Annotated in this window: 19 protein-coding genes and 1 pseudogene; 13 read left to right on the forward strand and 7 right to left on the reverse strand. The window is 72.2% G+C overall.

Annotated features, from left to right (window positions below):
• Positions 1-32 precede the first annotated feature (32 nt).
• From ACIQPT_RS01715 to ACIQPT_RS01735, 5 genes are all read left to right on the forward strand, one after another.
• Positions 33-929: an RNA polymerase sigma factor SigF gene (locus ACIQPT_RS01715; RefSeq protein ID WP_401151370.1), complete on the forward strand. Its 897-nt coding sequence runs from the start codon at positions 33-35 to the stop codon at positions 927-929.
• A gap of 116 nt (positions 930-1,045) precedes the next feature.
• A complete protein-coding gene (locus ACIQPT_RS01720; RefSeq protein ID WP_401151614.1) occupies positions 1,046-2,281 on the forward strand; it encodes a PP2C family protein-serine/threonine phosphatase in 1,236 nt (411 codons plus the stop codon).
• A gap of 1 nt (position 2,282) precedes the next feature.
• A complete protein-coding gene (locus tag ACIQPT_RS01725) occupies positions 2,283-3,902 on the forward strand; it encodes a CHASE3 domain-containing protein (RefSeq protein ID WP_401151372.1) in 1,620 nt (539 codons plus the stop codon).
• A complete protein-coding gene (locus ACIQPT_RS01730; protein WP_030089012.1) occupies positions 3,899-4,342 on the forward strand; it encodes a response regulator in 444 nt (147 codons plus the stop codon). The genes ACIQPT_RS01725 and ACIQPT_RS01730 overlap by 4 nt, the downstream gene beginning before the upstream one ends.
• Positions 4,343-4,438: 96 nt before the next feature.
• Complete coding sequence (locus ACIQPT_RS01735; protein ID WP_401151616.1) at positions 4,439-4,894, forward strand: ATP-binding protein; 456 nt, start codon at positions 4,439-4,441, stop codon at positions 4,892-4,894.
• Positions 4,895-4,962: 68 nt separating this feature from the next.
• Here the strand turns inward: ACIQPT_RS01735 and ACIQPT_RS01740 are convergent, their stop codons facing one another.
• Positions 4,963-5,373, reverse strand: coding sequence for a RidA family protein (locus tag ACIQPT_RS01740; protein WP_401151375.1), 411 nt, complete (start codon positions 5,371-5,373; stop codon positions 4,963-4,965).
• A 149-nt stretch (positions 5,374-5,522) separates the two neighbouring features.
• Here ACIQPT_RS01740 and ACIQPT_RS01745 point away from each other — a divergent pair, with 149 nt between their 5' ends.
• Positions 5,523-5,903, forward strand: coding sequence for a winged helix-turn-helix transcriptional regulator (locus ACIQPT_RS01745; RefSeq protein ID WP_401151377.1), 381 nt, complete (start codon positions 5,523-5,525; stop codon positions 5,901-5,903).
• Here the strand turns inward: ACIQPT_RS01745 and ACIQPT_RS01750 are convergent.
• Entirely contained in the window at positions 5,900-7,069 is a 1,170-nt protein-coding gene (locus ACIQPT_RS01750; protein WP_401151379.1) for a PP2C family protein-serine/threonine phosphatase, read from the reverse strand. The genes ACIQPT_RS01745 and ACIQPT_RS01750 overlap by 4 nt on opposite strands.
• A gap of 86 nt (positions 7,070-7,155) precedes the next feature.
• On the opposite strand from ACIQPT_RS01750, the gene ACIQPT_RS01755 reads away from it, so the two are divergent.
• Both ACIQPT_RS01755 and ACIQPT_RS01760 read left to right on the forward strand, forming a co-directional pair.
• Positions 7,156-7,671: a MarR family winged helix-turn-helix transcriptional regulator gene (locus ACIQPT_RS01755; protein WP_401151381.1), complete on the forward strand. Its 516-nt coding sequence runs from the start codon at positions 7,156-7,158 to the stop codon at positions 7,669-7,671.
• Positions 7,672-7,892: 221 nt separating this feature from the next.
• Positions 7,893-8,255, forward strand: a complete 363-nt coding sequence (locus ACIQPT_RS01760; RefSeq protein WP_401151384.1) for an STAS domain-containing protein — start codon at positions 7,893-7,895, stop codon at positions 8,253-8,255.
• 48 nt (positions 8,256-8,303) lie between these two features.
• Here the strand turns inward: ACIQPT_RS01760 and ACIQPT_RS01765 are convergent, their stop codons facing one another.
• The gene (locus ACIQPT_RS01765; RefSeq protein WP_401151386.1) at positions 8,304-9,008 is read right to left on the reverse strand and encodes a (2Fe-2S)-binding protein; all 705 of its coding nucleotides are present in this window, start codon (positions 9,006-9,008) and stop codon (positions 8,304-8,306) included.
• A gap of 245 nt (positions 9,009-9,253) precedes the next feature.
• On the opposite strand from ACIQPT_RS01765, the gene ACIQPT_RS01770 reads away from it, so the two are divergent.
• Positions 9,254-10,417, forward strand: coding sequence for a DMT family transporter (locus ACIQPT_RS01770; protein ID WP_401151389.1), 1,164 nt, complete (start codon positions 9,254-9,256; stop codon positions 10,415-10,417).
• Here the strand turns inward: ACIQPT_RS01770 and ACIQPT_RS01775 are convergent.
• Positions 10,387-11,733: a transglycosylase family protein gene (locus ACIQPT_RS01775; RefSeq protein ID WP_401151390.1), complete on the reverse strand. Its 1,347-nt coding sequence runs from the start codon at positions 11,731-11,733 to the stop codon at positions 10,387-10,389. The genes ACIQPT_RS01770 and ACIQPT_RS01775 overlap by 31 nt on opposite strands.
• Before the next feature lie 187 nt (positions 11,734-11,920).
• The gene (locus ACIQPT_RS01780) at positions 11,921-12,529 is read right to left on the reverse strand and encodes a TetR/AcrR family transcriptional regulator (RefSeq protein ID WP_401151392.1); all 609 of its coding nucleotides are present in this window, start codon (positions 12,527-12,529) and stop codon (positions 11,921-11,923) included.
• Positions 12,530-12,624: 95 nt separating this feature from the next.
• Here ACIQPT_RS01780 and ACIQPT_RS01785 point away from each other — a divergent pair, with 95 nt between their 5' ends.
• The 3 genes and pseudogenes from ACIQPT_RS01785 to ACIQPT_RS01795 all read left to right on the forward strand — a co-directional run bounded on the left by ACIQPT_RS01785 (position 12,625) and on the right by ACIQPT_RS01795 (position 15,356).
• Entirely contained in the window at positions 12,625-13,374 is a 750-nt protein-coding gene (locus ACIQPT_RS01785) for an SDR family oxidoreductase (protein WP_401151395.1), read from the forward strand.
• 120 nt (positions 13,375-13,494) lie between these two features.
• Positions 13,495-14,616: a LacI family DNA-binding transcriptional regulator gene (locus ACIQPT_RS01790; protein ID WP_401151398.1), complete on the forward strand. Its 1,122-nt coding sequence runs from the start codon at positions 13,495-13,497 to the stop codon at positions 14,614-14,616.
• 47 nt (positions 14,617-14,663) lie between these two features.
• A pseudogene (locus tag ACIQPT_RS01795) lies at positions 14,664-15,356 on the forward strand (HAD-IA family hydrolase).
• Here the strand turns inward: ACIQPT_RS01795 and ACIQPT_RS01800 are convergent.
• A complete protein-coding gene (locus ACIQPT_RS01800) occupies positions 15,357-15,701 on the reverse strand; it encodes a hypothetical protein (protein WP_401151401.1) in 345 nt (114 codons plus the stop codon).
• A 96-nt stretch (positions 15,702-15,797) separates the two neighbouring features.
• Here ACIQPT_RS01800 and ACIQPT_RS01805 point away from each other — a divergent pair, with 96 nt between their 5' ends.
• Complete coding sequence (locus ACIQPT_RS01805) at positions 15,798-16,268, forward strand: NUDIX domain-containing protein (RefSeq protein WP_401151403.1); 471 nt, start codon at positions 15,798-15,800, stop codon at positions 16,266-16,268.
• A gap of 91 nt (positions 16,269-16,359) precedes the next feature.
• Here the strand turns inward: ACIQPT_RS01805 and ACIQPT_RS01810 are convergent, their stop codons facing one another.
• Positions 16,360-17,691 (reverse strand): ROK family protein, encoded by a 1,332-nt coding sequence (locus tag ACIQPT_RS01810; RefSeq protein WP_401151406.1) that lies wholly within the window; start codon positions 17,689-17,691, stop codon positions 16,360-16,362.
• Positions 17,692-17,764 lie beyond the last annotated feature (73 nt).

The raw sequence follows: 17,764 nt of genomic DNA on the forward strand, positions 1-17,764 counted from the left end.
CCGACACATTGGGCAGCAGGGAGGGCGACACCATGACGGCGATGTCAGTGCGAGCCACCGGAGCGACGGCGCCGCTGAGCGACGACCGGGCCGGTGCGCGGACGGCGGACGTCACCGGAGAGCTGCCCTGGGTGGAGGACGCCGGGAAGATCGCCCCGCAGGACGCACGGGCCCTGTCGAAGATGTTCTTCGACCGGCTCCAGGTCCTGGAGGAGGGCACCCCCGAGCACCAGTACGCGCGCAACACCCTGATCGAGATGAACCTCTCCCTGGTGCGCTTCGCCGCGTCCCGGTTCCGCAACCGGGGCGGCGACGACACCGAGGACATCATCCAGGTCGGCACGATCGGCCTGATCAAGGCGATCGACCGGTTCGACCTGTCGCGCGAGGTGGAGTTCGCCACCTTCGCCGTGCCCTACATCGTCGGGGAGATCAAGCGGTTCTTCCGTGACACCACCTGGTCGGTGCATGTGCCGCGGCGGCTCCAGGAGCTGCGGGTGGACCTCGCCAAGGCGAAGGAGCAGCTCTCCGCCGAGCTCGACCGCGACCCCACCGTCAAGGAGCTGGCCACCCACCTCGACCTTCCCGAGGAGGAGATCATCGAGGGGCTCGTGGCCGCCAACGGCTACTCCGCCGGTTCCCTCGACACCCCCTCCGCGGACAGCGACTCCGGCCAGGAGCAGCGGGCGTACGCCGATGTCCTCGGCGAGACGGATCCGGCCATGGAGACCGTCGAGAACCTGCACACCCTGGCACCGCTGCTGGACCGGCTCGACGACCGGGAGCGCCGGATCGTGCAGATGCGGTTCGGGGCGGAGATGACGCAGTCGCAGATCGGCGAGGAGCTGGGCGTGTCCCAGATGCATGTGTCGCGGCTGCTCAGCAGGATCGTCCAGCAGCTGCGCAAGGGGATGAGCGTCGAGGCGTGAGCCCGGGCGGCCCGGCCCTCGCCTATGCTTCCTGACGGTCAGGCCGGATCAACCGCGCCGTCGCACGAGGGGGTGGAGGGTTGACCGAGTCGCCCGTGGGCACCTCGCCGAGTCCTGTGGGCATATCCGGAATTCCCTCCCAGCAGGTCGGGGCCGCACAGCCCGCCGAGGCGCCGCTGTGGAATCTGAACGCGTCGATCCTGCTCGTGGAGGACGACGCGGGTGACGCTCTGCTCGTCGAGGAGATGCTCACCGACAGCGAGCTGGACTCCGCCCTCACCTGGTGCAAGACCCTGGCCGAGGCGCGTGCCTTCCTGCGCGCGTCCACCGTCCCGGTGTGCGTGCTCCTCGATCTGCACCTTCCCGACGTCCACGGCCTGGACGCCGTGCGCCAGATCCTGGAGTCCGACGGCGAGGCCGCGATCGTCGTCCTGACCGGTCTGCAGGAGTCCGGCACCGGGCTCCGCGCGGTCGCCGGGGGCGCCCAGGACTATCTGGTCAAGGGGCTCCTGGACCCGGAGGTGCTGGCGCGCGCGATCCGCTACGCCCTGCAGCGCAAGGACGTGGAACGCGCCGCTGCCGCACTGCGCGCCAACCGGCTGATCGCCCAGGAGAACGCCCGGCTGGAGCGCGGGCTGCTACCCGTGCCCCTGCTGCGGGACGACCGCTTCCGGGCGCGCGCCCGCTATGAGCCGGGGCGGGTCCACGGGCTGCTGAGCGGTGACTTCTACGACGTCGTGCAGACCTCGGACGGCACGGTGCACGCGGTGATCGGCGATGTCTCCGGGCACGGCGCCGCCGAGGCAGCGCTCGGGGTGTGTCTGCGGGTGGCCTGGCGTACCACGGTGCTGTGCGGTACGTCCCAGCCCGAGCAGATAGCCCTGCTGGAGGAGATCCTGGTCGCCGAGCGCTCGGACTCGCATGTGTTCGCCACCGTCACCTCGCTGGCGTTCCCGCCCGGGCAGGAGCACGTCCAGATCCTGCGGGCCGGTCACCCCGGCCTGCTCCTGCGTCAGGGCACGGACGTGACCTGGGTGGAGCCCGAGGGCGGCATGGCGCTCGGGCTGCTGCCCGGGACCGGCCGATGGCCGACGGTCGACATCCCGCTGACGCCCGGTGCGGGCCTCGTGCTCTTCACGGACGGGCTCTTCGAGGGACGCGACGGACCGGACAGCCGCCTCGGGGAGGAAGGGCTGCTCGCCATGGCACGGGCCAACGGGCATCTGCCGGCCCGTGCGTTCGTCGACGCCCTGGTGGCGGGAGCCACCGAGGGGGCCGCGCCCTACGGCGGCCTCGCGGACGATGTGGCCGTTCTGCATCTGGGCTGGGGAGCGGAATCCGATGAACGGTGACATGACCGGGAAACCGGCGCCCGGCGGCTTCGCCGCACGCCTGTCGGTGCAGAACTGGGTCCATCTCATCCTCGGCGGATTCATCGTGGTGGTCTGCGGCTGTCTGGTGATCGGCGGGCTCGTGATGTCCCGGATCTCCGACCGTACGACCGATCTCGTGGACCGTATCCAGCCCGCCAGATCGGCGTCCTTCCAGCTCCAGAACGCCCTGCTCGACCAGGAGACCGGGATCAGGGGATTCGCGCTGACCGGCGACGACTCCTTCCTCGAACCCTACGAGGCGGGGAAGGCCGCCGAGCAGGAGCGCCTCGCGCAGGTCCGGCGCCTGGTGGGCCCGGACAACCGGTACGCCGAGGATCTCGACGCCATCGCCGCCGCCGCGCGGCAGTGGCGGCGGAGCAAGGCCGAGCCGCTGATGCGGACGGTCCGGGAGGTGGGGCCGAGCGAGGGCGCCACCGGGGCGCAGTTGCAGCGCAGCAAGGCGGACTTCGACCAGCTGCGGCAGGCGTACGGCGACCAGCAGGGGCATCTCGCCGAGGCCCGTGACCAGGCGCGGGCCGACCTCGGTTCGGCGCGCACCACCCGCGACCGGGTGCTGATCGCGCTGGTCACCGTCTTCGTGCTGACCGTGGTGGCGCTGAGCCTGCTGCTCCACCGGGTGGTGGGCGTCCCGCTGTACCGGCTGCGCGGCGCGTCGGACCGTGTCAGGTCGGGGGCCTTCGGGACGCGGATCGAGATCAAGGGCCCGTCCGACGTGCAGGCCGTGGCTTGGGCGGTGGAGGACATGCGGCGGCGGCTGGCCGACGAGCTGGCCGAGGCGCAGGAGCGCGAGGCCCTGCTCGCGGAGCAGACGGAGGAGCTGCGCCGTTCCAACGCGGAGCTGGAGCAGTTCGCGTACGTGGCCTCGCACGACCTCCAGGAACCGCTGCGCAAGGTCGCCTCCTTCTGCCAGCTGCTGGAGAAGCGGTACGGCGAGGAGCTCGACGAGCGGGGCAAGCAGTACATCGCCTTCGCGGTGGACGGCGCCAAGCGGATGCAGGTCCTCATCAACGACCTGCTGACGTTCTCGCGGGTGGGCCGGGTGCAGGAGACCTGGAAACCGGTCGATCTGGACCGGGCCCTGGACCGCGCCCTGGCCAATCTGACCCTCGCGATCGAGGAGTCGGGGACAGTGATCGAGCGGCCCGAGGCGCTGCCCGAACTGCTCGGGGACGCGACCGCGCTCACGATGGTCTGGCAGAACCTCGTCGGCAACGCGGTGAAGTTCCGCCGGGAGGGCATCCCGTGCCGGATCTCGATCGGCTGCGTGCGCGAGGGCGAGGACTGGCATCTGACCGTGTCGGACAACGGGATCGGGATCGAGCCCGAGTTCGCGGACAAGGTGTTCGTCATCTTCCAGCGGCTGCACGCCCGCGACGCGTACGAGGGCACGGGCATCGGCCTCGCGCTCTGCCGGAAGATCGTCGATTTCCACGGTGGCCGGATCTGGCTGGAGCCCGAACCGGACGAAGGCACCCTCATCCACTTCACCCTGCCCGTGGCACCCGAGGCGCCCACGCACACCACGGCGGAGCTGCTCGCTCCCGCCCTGCTCACCAGCCAGCCGGGAGACCCTTCGTGAACACCCCTGTCCAGCCCATCGAGGTCCTGCTCGTCGAGGACGATCCCGGCGACGAGCTGATGACCCGTGAGGCCTTCGAGGACAACAAGATCCGCAACACCCTGCACGTCGTGCGCGACGGGCAGGAGGCGCTGGACTTCCTCTACCGGCGCGGCGAGTACACCGAGGCCCCCCGCCCCGACCTGGTGCTGCTGGACCTGAACCTGCCCAAGTACGACGGCCGGCAGGTGCTGGAGCAGATCAAGGGCGACCCCGAGCTCTCCCTCATCCCGGTGGTCGTGCTCACCACGTCCTCGGCCGAGGAGGACATCCTGCGCAGCTACAAACTCCACGCCAACGCGTACGTGACGAAGCCGGTGGATCTTGATCAGTTCATCGCCGCGGTGCGCCAGATCGACGAGTTCTTCGTGACCGTGGTGCGGCTGCCCGGACGTGCGTAGGATCGGTCCGGATCTCCTGGAGTGGGATCCTTCGCCAGGGGTAGACGCATGGCGGAAAAGGTCTCCGACCTCACTGCGGCGCCCTGGCTGGAGCACATGAACGAACAGCTCACCTCCCCCCCGGAAGACCCGGGCCTGGGGCCGGCTTCCGCCGAGGTACTGCTCAGCGCCGAGGTCTTCGACGGCGAGCCGGGCTGCATCGCGCTGGCCCGTGCGCTCGCCGACCGTTTTCTGACGAGACTCGCGGTGGAATGCCTCGCCCCGATCGGCGAACACACGCGCAGCGACCTGATGCTGGCCGTGAGCGAGCTGGTCACCAACGCCGACCGCTACAGCCACGGCCCCTACCTCCTGGAGCTGGAGGGCAACGCCGAGCTCATCAGCGTCACGGTGTACGACAGCAGCACCGCGATGCCCGTGCTGTACGCCCCCGACCCGTCCCGCCTCGGCGGTCACGGCATGGAGATCGTCGTGGCCCTGTGCGACCGGCTCACGGCCGAGCGGGTGCCGGTGGGCAAGCGGATCCGGGCGGAGTTCCAGCTCAGCACCTGAGCCCGGCCGGCACTCCCCCGGCCGTCGTCCGCCCGTTCGCGATGCCCGTCCGCCGTCCGGGGCGCCCGTCAGGCGTCGAGGACGGCGGTGGCCTCGACCTCCACCAGGTGCTCGGGGATGTCCAGGGCCGCGACGCCCACCAGTGTGGCGGGCGGTACGGGCGTGGTCCCCAGTCGCGCGGCGGCCCGGGAGACGCCCTCCAGGAACAGGGGCATCTTCTCGGGCGTCCAGTCCACGACGTACGCGGTCAGCTTCGCCAGGTCGTCGACGGTGCCGCCGACCGCGGCGAGGGCCGTGCCGATGTTGACGTAGCACTGCTCGACCTGCGCGGCGAGGTCGCCCGCGCCGACGGTGGCGCCCGCCGCGTCCCAGGCGACCTGTCCGGCGATGAAGACCAGCTTCGATCCGGTCGCGACCGACACCTGTTTGTAGGCGCCGATCTCCGGCAGTCCGCTCGGGTTCACCAGGGTGATGGCCATGCCGCTCGCCTCCTCGTTCCGGGGGCCGTGCCCCCCCCTCTTGTCCGCCGGACCGGTCGTTTCCCGGTCACTTGTGGTTACCCGGGAACCGTAGGAGAGTGGCCGCTGACATGGAAGAACGCACTTTTCGGTGACGGGGGAACCTGACGGTGACCAAGCAGTTCAGCGGCTCGCCCGAGGACGCGGATCTGCGGCGCGCGGACTCGCTGGCGCGGGAGATCTTCTCCGACGTCGCCAACAAGTGGGCGCTCCTGATCATCGAGGCCCTGGGCGAGGGCACCCTCCGCTTCACCGAGCTGCGCGGCGAGGTCGAGGGCATCAGCCACAAGATGCTCACCCAGAACCTGCGGATGCTGGAGCGCTACGGACTCGTCGAGCGGTGTGTGCACCCCACCGTGCCGCCACGGGTCGAGTACACCCTCACCGGGCCGGGGCAGGGCCTGCGCGCGACGGTCCATGTGATGTGCGACTGGACCCATGAGCACATCGGGCACATCGAGGCCTCCCGCCGCGCCTTCGACGCTCCCTAGTCGCCCTGCCGGCCGAACCAGTCCAGGCACAGCACCAGCGCGTCGTCGGGCGTCTCCGTGCCCCGGTACTCCGCCAGTTCGCCGAGCATCGCACGCGGGACGGTGGCGGCGGGCAGGAGCCGCGTCGACTGGATGGCGCGGGCCAGCATGCGTTCGCCGTACGTCTCGCCGAGCGGGGACACCGCGTCGTAGACGCCGTCGCTGAACAGCAGGAGCCGGTCGCCGGGCTCCACGTGGAACTCCTGGACCGTGTACTGCGACTCCTCGAACATGCCGAGCGGGAGCTGCGCCTCCAGCTCCACGCGGCGGACCGTGCGGCCGCGCTGAATCCACAGCTGGGGCGAGCCCGCGTCGACGACGCCGACCCGCCCGGTCGCCAGCTCGAAGCGGAGCAGCAGGGTGGAGACGTGGGAGGCGCCGCGGTGCTGGTCGTAGAGGGCCTGGTCGGCGAGGGCCGCCTGGTCCGCGATGCCGATGCCGGCCCGGCGGGCGTTGCGCAGGGCGTTGACGGCGAGATTGGTGAGGAGGGAGGCCTGTATGCCCTCGCCCATGCCGTTGGTGACCGCGAGGGTCAGCTCGTCGGCGTCGGCGGCCCAGTCGAAGTTGTCGCCGTGGATGGCGTACGCGGGCTCCAGCTGGGCCCCGATCGCGAACTCGGCGGCGGTGCAGGCGCGGGCGGGCAGCAACTGCCACTGCATCTCGGCGGCGAGGGTGAGGCGGCTGGTGCGCCGGGCGCGCTGGTAGAGGTCGGTGTCCCGTTCGGCGACCAGGATCTCGTGGCCCAACAGGTCGGCCATGTGGGTCAGCTCGCCGACCAGCTCCGGGGTGGACAGGCCCTGGGGCAGCCGGACGGTGAGGATGCCGAGGCGTTCGCCCCGTACGGTCACGGGCAGGTGGTGGTCGACGGCGTCGTCGTGCCGGACCTGTTGTTCGCGGGGCTCCTGGCTGCCGAACGCCCGGCCCTCGGGACTGTTGTGGAGGGACAGCGGCTGGTTCTCGCCGTCGGGACGGTCCAGGGATGTGAGGACCCGCAGACCGTAGTCGGCGAGGTGGAGTTCCACCGCGAGGGCCCCGTAGACGCTGCGGAGCTTGGTGCGCAGGGTGGCCAGCAGGGCGTGCGGCGCGGCGGCCCGTACGGCGGCCTCGATGTCCGTTCGTCTGTTCACGGTCTCTCGCGCAATCTTCGTCCTGCGACGTGGTAGGGGCCAGGCCCGGGCTGACAAGCGGGCCTGACGGGTGACACAGTGGCCGAATGCCCCACCGAGGATTTCGCCCGAGCAGTCGCGAACAGGCGTCCGCCGACGCCGTCGCCGCCTCGGAGCTGCTGGAGGTGCTGTGGGGCCGGGGCCAGGAGTCCGCCGCTTCGGGAACCGTATCGCCCTCGCAGCTTCGGGCCCTGCTCGTGATCGAGAGGCAGGAAGGCACCAATCTGCGGGCGCTGTGCGAGGCCCTGGGCTCTCGGGCTCCCTCCGTCAGCAGGCTCTGCGACCGGATGGAGGCGATGGGGCTCGTCCAGCGGGCACCCAGCCCGACCAGCCGGCGCGAGCTGGAACTGCGGCTGAGCCTGCGCGGCCGCGCCCTTCTCGAAGAGTACCGGGCCCTGCGCGCCGCCGAGCTGAACGCTGTGCTGGAGCGGATGGATCCCGCCGCCCTGGCCGCGCTCACCGAGGGCCTCGCGGCCTTCCACGCCGCCGCTTCGGAGCGCCTCTCCCCGCAAGGGGGCACGGCCGCCTCCCCCCTCCACGACGATGTCGCCGACAGCGCTTAGCTTCATCCGGCTCCTGCTTCCGCGTCCATCGGTCGACCGCCTTCGACGGGGGCCCGAGCAACCGTCGGGGATCAGATTGTTACCCCATGGAGAATGTTGTCAAATGACAACTGTTACTTCTATCGTTGCCCCGTACCCCGCCGCGACCAGGGACGGAACGATGCCGCCCCGTCCGGCAGAACGGCTCTCCGTCCCCTTCCGACCCGTCCGAGGTGCCTTCCGTGCTTTCATCGCCCAACGAAGACAGAGCCGTCAGAATCTCCACCCGGCAGGAGCGGGGGGCTCTGGTCCTCGCCGTGTCGGGTGACCTCGACATCGACAGCGTCGCACCGCTGGGCCTCGCCCTGACCTCGGCGGCCGACGACGGCTCCGGCCCCGTCGTCGTGGACCTGTCCGGCGTCGGTTTCGCGGACTCGACGACGGTGAACGTGCTCCTCCAGGGACACACCGCGCTGGGCGACCGGCTGCGGCTGGCCGCCCCGTCCCCGTTCATGCGACGCCTGATCGACATGATCGGCCTCGACAGCGCCCTGCCCGTCCTGCCGACCGTGGACGACGCCATCGACGCCGTACTGCCTTCCTGACAGTACGAGGATGGTCCGGCGGTCCCGGATCGGCTGCGGCGGGGCGGACTAGCGTCCCGCCGCAGCCGATCCGGGCGCCCGGTCGAACACGCAGTCCCCGCACAGCCCGCCGCCCGGACAGCGCCAGTACAGGCAGCAACTGCGCCGCCGGAACGCCGGACCGTGGGGGGACCCGGTGTCGCGCAGCGCCTCGTCGTCGAAGAGCTCGGCCGCCAGCGCACGGGCCCGTGCGGCCACGTCCGGCCGGTCGTGGGCACGTGCGAACGTGACCAGTTCGCGTACGGCTCCGGCGAGCGCGGACCCCGCGTTGCCCCACAGCAACTGCGGGGAGATGTTCCCGTCGCGCCGGAACGCCTCGGCCAGCGGGACCAGATGCCCGTACTGGACCTCCTCGCGGATCCGGGTGGCCGTACCGGGCAGCTCCGACGTCCCCGCGAGCCACAGATCGTCCGGCGAGGTGAACGACGGGTCCCAGTGGAGGGCGCCGGGCGTCAGAGCGGGGATCCGCCCGAAGAGCGCGGCCGGCCCCAGGGCGAGGGACCAGAGCCGGGCGGCCAGCCCGAGATGGGCGATGGAGGCGGCGACCCTGCGCTCGGGGGCCGCGAGACGCGCCGCGACCTTGTCGACACGCGCGGCGAGAGGACCGTTCTCCCCCGCGTACAACCGCTCCAGCGGCCGGTGCCCACCGCCCGGCACCGGGGTGGTCCGCAGGGCGAAGAATCCCCCGACCGACGCCTGTAGCACCAGGTCCATGCCTTGCTCCCCCTCGGTTCCCGGGTCCGGATCCGGGCCGCTCCCTCGACCGGCCCCACGGACACCGGCTGTGCCGTCCTCGCGGCTCACCGTATCCGCCGGGCGCCAACTTCTGACGGCTGGGGGCGGCAGGACTACCGTCGGGAGGAGGACGTCGGTCCGACGGGCGTACTACTGGGGCAGTACGCCGAAGTGCAGTCTCAAGGACGACGACGTGGGGCCCCGGACGGGACATCGTGGTGTACATGAGCTCCCTTGCGTTGTCCGTGCTGCTGTCACTGATCTCCGCGGTCGCGTACGCGGCCGGGGCGATCATCCAGGAGCGCGTGGCCGCGACCGGTGACAACTCCTGGCGCTCCCTGGTGCGCAACGGCGTGTGGTGGGTCGCCGTCGCCCTCAACGGGACCGGTGCGGTCCTGCACGTGGTGGCCCTCGCGTACGGCCCGCTCAGCCTGGTCCAGCCGCTCGGCGCGCTGACGATCGTCTTCGCCCTGCCGATGGCGGCCCTGTTCGTCGGGCGGCGGGCGGGGGCGACGGCCTGGCGCGGCGCGCTGATGGCGACGGCCGGGCTCGGCGGACTCCTGGCGCTCACGGGGAACGCCGAGCCGCACACCCTGAACGGTCCCGAACAGGTACTGCTGGCCTCGGTGACGTTCGGGGCCGTCGGCGCGCTCGTCGTGCTCGCCCGTACGCTGCGCCGGCCGGTCCTGCGCAGCATCGTCCTGGCGACGGGCGCGGGTGCGGCGTTCGGTATGGCCTCGGTGTTCACCAAGACCGTGGCCGTGGAGTGGACGTCCGGTTCGGTGCGCTCGGGCGCGCTGCCGCTGCTGGTGATCGCCGGGCTCGCGGCGGCGGGCCTGTTCCTGTCCCAGGCCGCCTACCGGGGCGCGGGGCTCACGGCTCCGCTCGCGACGGTGACGGTGGTCAACCCGGTGGTGGCCGCCGCGATCGGCATCACGTTGTTCGGGGAGCACTTCCGGCTCGGCGTCCCGGGCACCGTCCTGGCCCTCTCCTGCGGGGCCGTGGCCGCCGGCGGCCTGATCATGCTGACCCGGGAGCGGCTGAGCACGGAGCACGCCCAGGGGCCCCGGACGGACCCTGAGGCGGCGGCTCCCGGCGGAGAGCGCGCGGCCCCGGCCGCCGGCTCCGGTCCGGGGGACGCCATCGCCGTCACGGAGGAGCCGGAGGACGGACACCCCTCGCCGTCACCGGTCGTGCCGGAACCCGCGTCGGGGCGGCTGCCCGTGGCGCACACCTCGTCGCCCCTGCCGCCGGGACACGCGGTGCCGCAGGTGGAGTTCGGCGCGCCGGGCCCGCTCGCGGAACAGCGGCGGCGCGGCGGGGCCACGCTGCGGCGCTCCCGCGCCGAGCGGTCGGTTCAGACCCTGACGCCGCCCGCCCGGAGGTAGGCGAGCGGGTCGACGTCCGACCCGTAGCCGGGACCCGTGCGGACCTCGAAGTGCAGGTGCGGGCCGGTGCTGTTGCCCGTGGAGCCGGAGCGGGCGATGCGCTGCCCGCCGGAGACCGACTGCCCCGCGCGCACATGGAGCGCGGAGAGATGGGCGTACTGGCTGTACTTGCCGTCGCTGTGCCGGATGACGACCTCGTAGCCGTACGCTCCGGCCCAGCCGGCCGAGACGACGCTTCCCGGGGCCACCGACTTCACCGATGTCCCGGTGGGCACGGGGAAGTCCACCCCGGTGTGATACCCGCTGGACCAGGAGCCGGCCTGCCGGTAGGGGGTGCCGGTGCCGGCGGCCACCGGGGCGCTGAAGCCGGAGTTCTTCACGGCGCGCTCCGGAGCGGGCTGCTCCTTCTTGGGAGCGGCCTCCTTGGGAGCTTCCTTCTTGGGCGCTTCCCGCTCGGGCGCTTCTTTCTTAGGCGCTTCCTTCTTGGGTGCTTCCTGCTTCGGTGCTTCCTTCTTGGGTTCCTGCTGCTTCGGGGCTTCCTTCTTCGGCGCGGCCGCCGGGGGCTTCGGGGTGGTCTTCCCCGCAGGCTTTCCGGTGCTCGTCCCCTCCCCCGCCTTCGGCGCCCGGCTCTGGTCGAGGCTCAGCCGCTGTCCGGGGAAGATCAGGTCCGGGTCGCTCCCGACGACGGTGCGGTTGGCCGCGTAGAGGCCCTGCCAGCCGCCCCGCACCCCCTGGGCGGACGCGATCCCGGAGAGGGAGTCGCCGCTCGCGACGGTGTACGAGTCGCGCTTGCCCGGCACATGGGTGGGCGTCGCCGCGGCGGGCCGGGTCTGCGGCTGCCTGGGGGGCGCGCTCTGCGGCGGCGCCGCCTGGATGGGCCGGTTTCCCGCGCTCTGCGCACCGGTCCCCGCCTCCGGGGCGGTCCCGGGCGCGTCCCCGCCCCGGGTGAGCCCCGCCCGTACGGAACAGGTGGGCCAGGCGCCGGGGCCCTGGCCGTCCAGCACCTTCTCGGCGATGGCGATCTGCTGGTCCCGGGTGGCGAGGTCGGCGCGCGACGCGTACTGCGTGCCGCCGAAGGCCGCCCAGGTGGAGCCGCTGAACTGCAGCCCGCCGTAATAGCCGTTGCCCGTGTTGACCGCCCAATTGCCGCTGGACTCGCAGGCGGCGACCTTCTCCCAGACGTCGACCGGCGCGGCCCCCGCCGAGGCCGCGGTGATGAGCGGGAGCGCGATGCCCGCGCCGCCCGCCGTCACCGTGAGCGAAGCACGGTTGATCCGGCTGGGCTGATACCTGCGGTGCCGTCCGTTCGCGGCCATACCTGGCTCCCCCACTGGCTTTGGGACATCTCGCAAGGGGCAACGTAGGTCCGGGCTGTGACTGATCACAAGCAAAACGTGATACTCGGCCGCCCAGGGCCGATCCGTGGCCGGAATCCGATCCTCGGCGATCCGGCCGGGACCGCATCCGGCCGAAGCCGTGAACTCCCGTCACCCCTGGATGCGTTCAGGCCCCCGGGGACTCCTCCGGCCAGGCGCCCATGGCCACTTCCGCGACCGTCTCGAGCTCCGCGCGGCTCGCACCGTCCCGCGCCTGCTGCGACATTCCCTGGATGACGGCCGCCATATAGCGGGCGAGCGCCGCCGCGTCGGCGTGCGCGGGCAGCACTCCCGCGTCGATGTCCGCCTGGATCCACCGCTGGAACTCCGTCACGTTCCGGGCGCGTTGGCCGCGCAGCGCCGCCACCACCTCGTCCGACGAGCAGTTCTCGGCTGCGCTGAGCACCATGCAGCCGTGCGGCCGGCCGGCCGCCGTGTACTCCGCCGCCGCCTCGCGCAGCATCCGTGCGAAGCCGCGTCGCGTGGTCGGCTCCTCGGCCATGGCACGGTCACCGAAGCCGCCGAAGAGGTTCGCGTACGTCTCGACGACCTCGGCGAAGAGGGTGCGCTTGTCGCCGAACGCCGCGTACAGGCTCGGCGCGGCGATGCCCATCACGCGTGTCAGGTCCGCGATCGAGGTCGCCTCGTACCCCTGCTCCCAGAAGGTCAGCATCGCCTTCCGGAGAGCGGCCTCCCGATCGAAGGACCGTGGCCTGCCCCGCTGCTTCGTCGCCATGCAGCAATTCTATAGCGACCACTAGAGAACGTGTTACGTTTCTTTCTGTAGCGAGCACTAATCAAAAGCTGGATCACGAGAGGGAGAGCGGAGCCATGGGCTCACTCACAGGGAAGACGGCACTGGTCACCGGCAGCAGGGGCATCGGACGAGGCATCGCCGAACGGCTGGGACGGGACGGAGCGGTCGTCGGCGTGCACTACGGCAGCAATGAGGCGGCGGCCGTGGAGACCGTGGCCGCCATCGAGGCCGCGGGCGGCAAGGCGTTCGCGCTCGGCGCGGAGCTGGGGGCCCCGGGGGCCGCCGCCGCACTGTGGGCCGCCTTCGACCAGCAGGCGGACGGCCTGGACATCCTCGTCAACAACGCCGGGATAGGCAGCTCGCAGAGCTTCACGGAGATCGAGGAGGAGGAGTACGACCGGCTGTTCGACGTCAACACGAAGGCGCCGTTCTTCCTCACCCGGCTGGGCCTCGACCGGCTGCGCGACGGCGGACGCGTCATCAACATCTCGACGGGCCTCAGCCACGCGGCGATGATGCCGGACCTGATCGCCTACGCCATGTCCAAGGGCGCGCTGGACGTGTTCACCCGGTATCTGTCCAAGGTGCTGGGCGACCGGGGTATCACCGTCAACGCGGTCGCGCCGGGCATCGTGGACACCGACGCCAACGCGGACTGGCTGCACGCCGGCGATGACGCGTGGGCCGGTGCGGCCGCCCTGTCCGCACTCGGCAAGGTCGGCACGCCCGCGGACATCGCCGACGTGGTGGCCTTCCTCGCCTCGGACGAGGGCCGATGGATCACCGGCCACTGGATCGACGCGACGGGCGGCTCGCTGGCCTAGGACGAGGGGCCCTGGAGCGCGTCCGGCCTCCCGCCTGGATCCCGCCGGGCTCGCGAGGTGTCCCGGCCCCCGGACGGCCACCCATGGAGAGCGCTCTCCGCTAGTGCTATAAAGGCGCTCATGACGGATGATCTGCGGACGGCCGGAGCACCCACCCTGGAGGACGTGGCGCGGGCGGCCGGTGTCTCGCGCGCCACCGTCTCCCGGGTCATCAACGGAGTGCGCAATGTGGACCCGGTGATCCAGGAGGCCGTGCGGCACGCGGTCTCCGTGACGGGCTATACGCCGAACCGCGCGGCCCGGTCCCTGGTGACCCGGCGGGCCGATGCCGTGGCGCTGGTGGTGTCGGGCGCGGGCGTCGAGCCGGAGGCCGCCCAGGAGGGCTCCGACGCCGCGGCTTCCGGCGACGGGGCCGGGCCTTCCGGCGACGGGGCCGGCGATGCGGGCTCGTTCACCGCGCAGGTGTTCGCCGACCCGTTCTTCGGCCGGGTGGTGACCGGGGTGGTCAACTACCTGCGTCCACGCGGGATGCACCCGGTGCTGATGTTCGCGGAGACCTCACGGGCGCGCGAGGAGGTGGTGGCGTACCTGCGGCAGGGCAGCGCCGACGGGGCCCTGGTCGTCTCGACGCACGCCGAGGACCCGCTGCCCGCCCTGATCGCGGACGCCGGTCTGGCGGCCGTCCTGTACGCGCGCCCGGCGCATCCGGTCCCGGTCAGCTATGTCGACCTCGCGCACCAGGACGGCGCGCGGCTCGCGGCCGAGCATCTCCTGGGCCGGGGCTGCCGCCGGATCGCGACGATCAGCGGCCCGCTGGACGTCCCGGCGGGCCAGGCCCGCCTGACGGGTTTCCGGGACACCATGGCGCGCCACGGGCACCCGTACATCCCCACCGTCGAGGGGCAGTTCACCCAGGAGAGCGGTGAGGCGGCGATGGAACGGCTGCTGGCGGAGCACCCGGATCTGGACGGGGTCTTCGCCGCCAACGACCTGATGGCTCTGGGGGCCTGCCACATCCTACGGGAGCACGGCCGCTCGGTGCCGAGGGACGTGGCTGTGGTGGGCTTCGACGACAGCAGCGCCGCCCTGGCCTGCCGCCCGCCACTGACCACGGTCCGCCAGCCGGTGGAGGGGATGGCGGCCGAGATGACGCGCCTGCTGCTGGACCGGCTGGCCCGGCCGGACGGCCCGGTGACCTCCGTGATCTTCGAACCGGAGCTGGTGGTACGGGGATCGGCCTGAGGCTGTCCCGTAAACCGCCTGCTCAGGGCTGATGGCATGATCGAGGTGTGATCAGTGAACCCGGCCGTCCCGGCGCGACGAAGTACGTTCTGTTCGACGTCGACGGCACGTTGATCGATGCCGTGGAGAATCAGCGCCGGGTCTGGCACACCTGGGCGGAGCGGTACGGCCTGGACCCCGACGATGTCTACCGCGTGGCCTTGAGGACGAGGCCGCTGGAGACGTTCGCGCAGGTGGCTCCGGGCCACGACCCCCGGGAGTGCCTGGCCGCACTGCACGACCTGGAGGACGAGGACGTCCGCTCCGGCACCTATACGGCCTTCGACGGCGCCGCGGAACTGCTGAGCGGACTGCGCCCCGGCGCCTGGGCCCTGGTGACGTCGAACTACGAGCACCGGGTGCGCGGGCGCTTCGCCCGGACCGGCCTGCCGACCCCGGACGTTCTCGTGGACGCGGCAGCCGTCGAGGAAGGCAAACCGTCACCTGTGCCGTATCTGCGGGCCGCGGCGCGGCTCGGCGCCGCGCCGCGGGACTGTCTGGTCATCGAGGACGCGCCGTCCGGGGTGCAGTCCGGGCTGCGTGCCGGAATGACGGTGTAGGGCGTCAACACACCTGCGCCGGTGGACGGTGCGCATCGCCACTTCGGCAGCCTCCGCGAAGCGGTCGGCGCCATCCTCGCCTTCGCCTCCGGAGGCACTCACCGGCCGGCGGGATCGACCTCGGTGGACACGCGCCGGTGATCAGCCCGCTTCCAGCTCGTCCGCCCGGCGCGTCAGGTCTGCCGCGATGCCGTCCCAGTCCGGTCCGTGCAGCCACAGGTTCTCGGCGGCCTCCCGCATCAGCCCCGGTTCGTCCGGCCGTTGCAGCAGCACCAGGCGGTAGGAGAGGTTGCGCACCCAGACGGGCAGGTGGCCGTCGACCACGTGCGGGCACAGCTCGCGCAGCATGCCGAGGATCGCGTCCGCGTCCGCGAAGGTCAGCTCCTCGACGAAGTAGTGCTCCCGGTGTTCGCGGTCGCACTCCGGCGTGGGCCGGTTCTCGTCCCCGTAGAGGCAACGCGCGTGCTCGGTCAGGGTGTTGTGCATGGCCCGGAGCCTATGACACCTCGGTCCGCCGGACAGAACCCGAGGGCCGCGCCTTCGGACTGGCGAGGGTGCGCGGGCGTCCGCGAGGATGCGTTCATGACCGCCGCCCCTTCCCCGCCCCGCGCCCGGGTCGCCGCCTATGTGATCCGGCGTCACCCCTCGCCCGCCCTGCTGGTGTTCGACCATGCGGACTTCCCCGAGGCCGGCACCCAGGTGCCCGCGGGCGGCATCGCGCCCGGTGAGGATCCGGAGCGGGCCGTCCTGCGCGAGGTCGCCGAGGAGACCGGGCTGACCGGGGCCCGTGTCGTCCGGCGGATCGCGGTAGACGGGCGGGCGCATCCCGAGACCGGGCAGCCCCGGCACACCACCTTCCTCCTGCTCGACGCGCCACCGGACGGGCCCGTGGAGTGGGAGCACCGGGTGCGCGGCGACGGGGCCGACGCGGGGATGCGGTTCGCCTGCCGGTTCGCGCCGCTGCCCCTGGAGCACCCGCTGGCCGACGCACAGGACGCGTGGCTGGGCCGGGTGGCCCCGGGCCGCGTCACGCCGGGCGGCACGGGACTGTAGCCCGGAGAGGGCGCGGGACGGTAGCCCGGAGAGGGCGCGGGGCGTGGGCGGCCGACGCACGGGCGGACGCGCCGCGTGGGCACACCCCCGTTCAGCTCGTCGACGTGCGGTGGCGTTCCCCGACCGCCTGGACGGCCGTACGGGGCGGCGTGCCGGTGCCGCCCGCCTCCGGCCTGCTGCCGCCCCGGGCCAGGAAGTCGGCGAGCGGCAGCGTGGCCGCGCCCACCGTGACCGCGTCCGGGCCGAGGCGGCCCATCTCGATGGTGGTGCGGGCCGCCGCGTGGCTCAGGGCGTACTCGTTCGCGTACCGGCGGATCTCGGGCAGCAGGCGGGGGCCGATGAGCAGGCCCGCCCAGCCGCCGATCAGGATCCGCTCGGGCAGGAAGAGGTTGATCAGGTCGGCGAGGGCAGCGCCGAGGCACTCGGCGGTCTCGTCGAGCAGCGCGAGGGCCACCGGGTCCGGGATGCCGCGGCGCCCCGGATAGGCGGCGGCGAGCAGCGCGGCGAGCGCGCTCTCGTCGTCGGCGTCCTCGGGCAGCGGTCCGCCCGCCTCGCGCCAGCGCTCGCGCAGGGCCTCCGCGCCCGCGTACGCCTCCAGGCAGCCGATGGAGCCGCAGCGGCACTGGCGGCCGCGCAACTGGACGGTGGTGTGGCCCCATTCGAGGGCGAGGCTCGTGCGGTCCTCGTCGAGGATGTCGCCGTGGTCGACGCAGGCTCCTACGCCGGAGCCGATGAGGGCGATGGCGGCGGCGCCCGCGCCCCGGCCGCCGCCGAACCACATCTCGGCCTGGCCGAGCGTCTTGGCGCCGTTGTCGATGAAGAGCGGCACCTCGGGCGGCACGTCGACCGCCTCGCGCAGCAGTTGCTCGAAGGGGACCGCGCGCCAGCCGATCGTCTGGCCGTGCACCACCGCGCCGCGCGTGCCGTCGGGGCCCTCGGGGCCGTCGCGCTCGATGATGCCGGGGACCCCGATGCCGATGCCGAGGAGCCGACGCGGGTCGGCGCCGGCGTCGCGCAGCACGTCCGCGACACCGGTGCGGACATGGGCGACGATGCGCTCGACGTCGTAACCGTGCTGGGCCAGCAGCCGTTCGGTGCGGGCCAGTTCGGTCAGGGAGAGGTCGAACAGCTCGACCCGGACCCGGGTCTCGCCGATGTCGATGCCGACGAGCAGGCCGCCGTCCGGGGCGACGCGCAGCAGCGTACGGGGGCGGCCGCCGTCCGAGTCCACGATGCCGGCCTCCTCCAGCAGGCCCTCGGCGGAGAGCTCCGCGACGACGTTGCTGATGGAACCCGAACTCAGGCCCGTGACCGGTCCGAGCTCCTGGCGGCTCAGCGGGCCGTCGAAATACAACCGTTGCAATACTCTCGCCCGGTTGCCCCGCCGCAGGTCACGCACGGTCCGTCTGTTGCGCTCGGCCATGTTGCTCCTTCCCGTCCAGGAACATACCCGGTCCCAGGCCTTGACGCGACCTTCTCTCACCTCTTAAATCACG

The sequence above is a fragment of the Streptomyces sp. NPDC091289 genome, from assembly GCF_044757365.1.
Classification (GTDB): Bacteria; Actinomycetota; Actinomycetes; order Streptomycetales; family Streptomycetaceae; genus Streptomyces.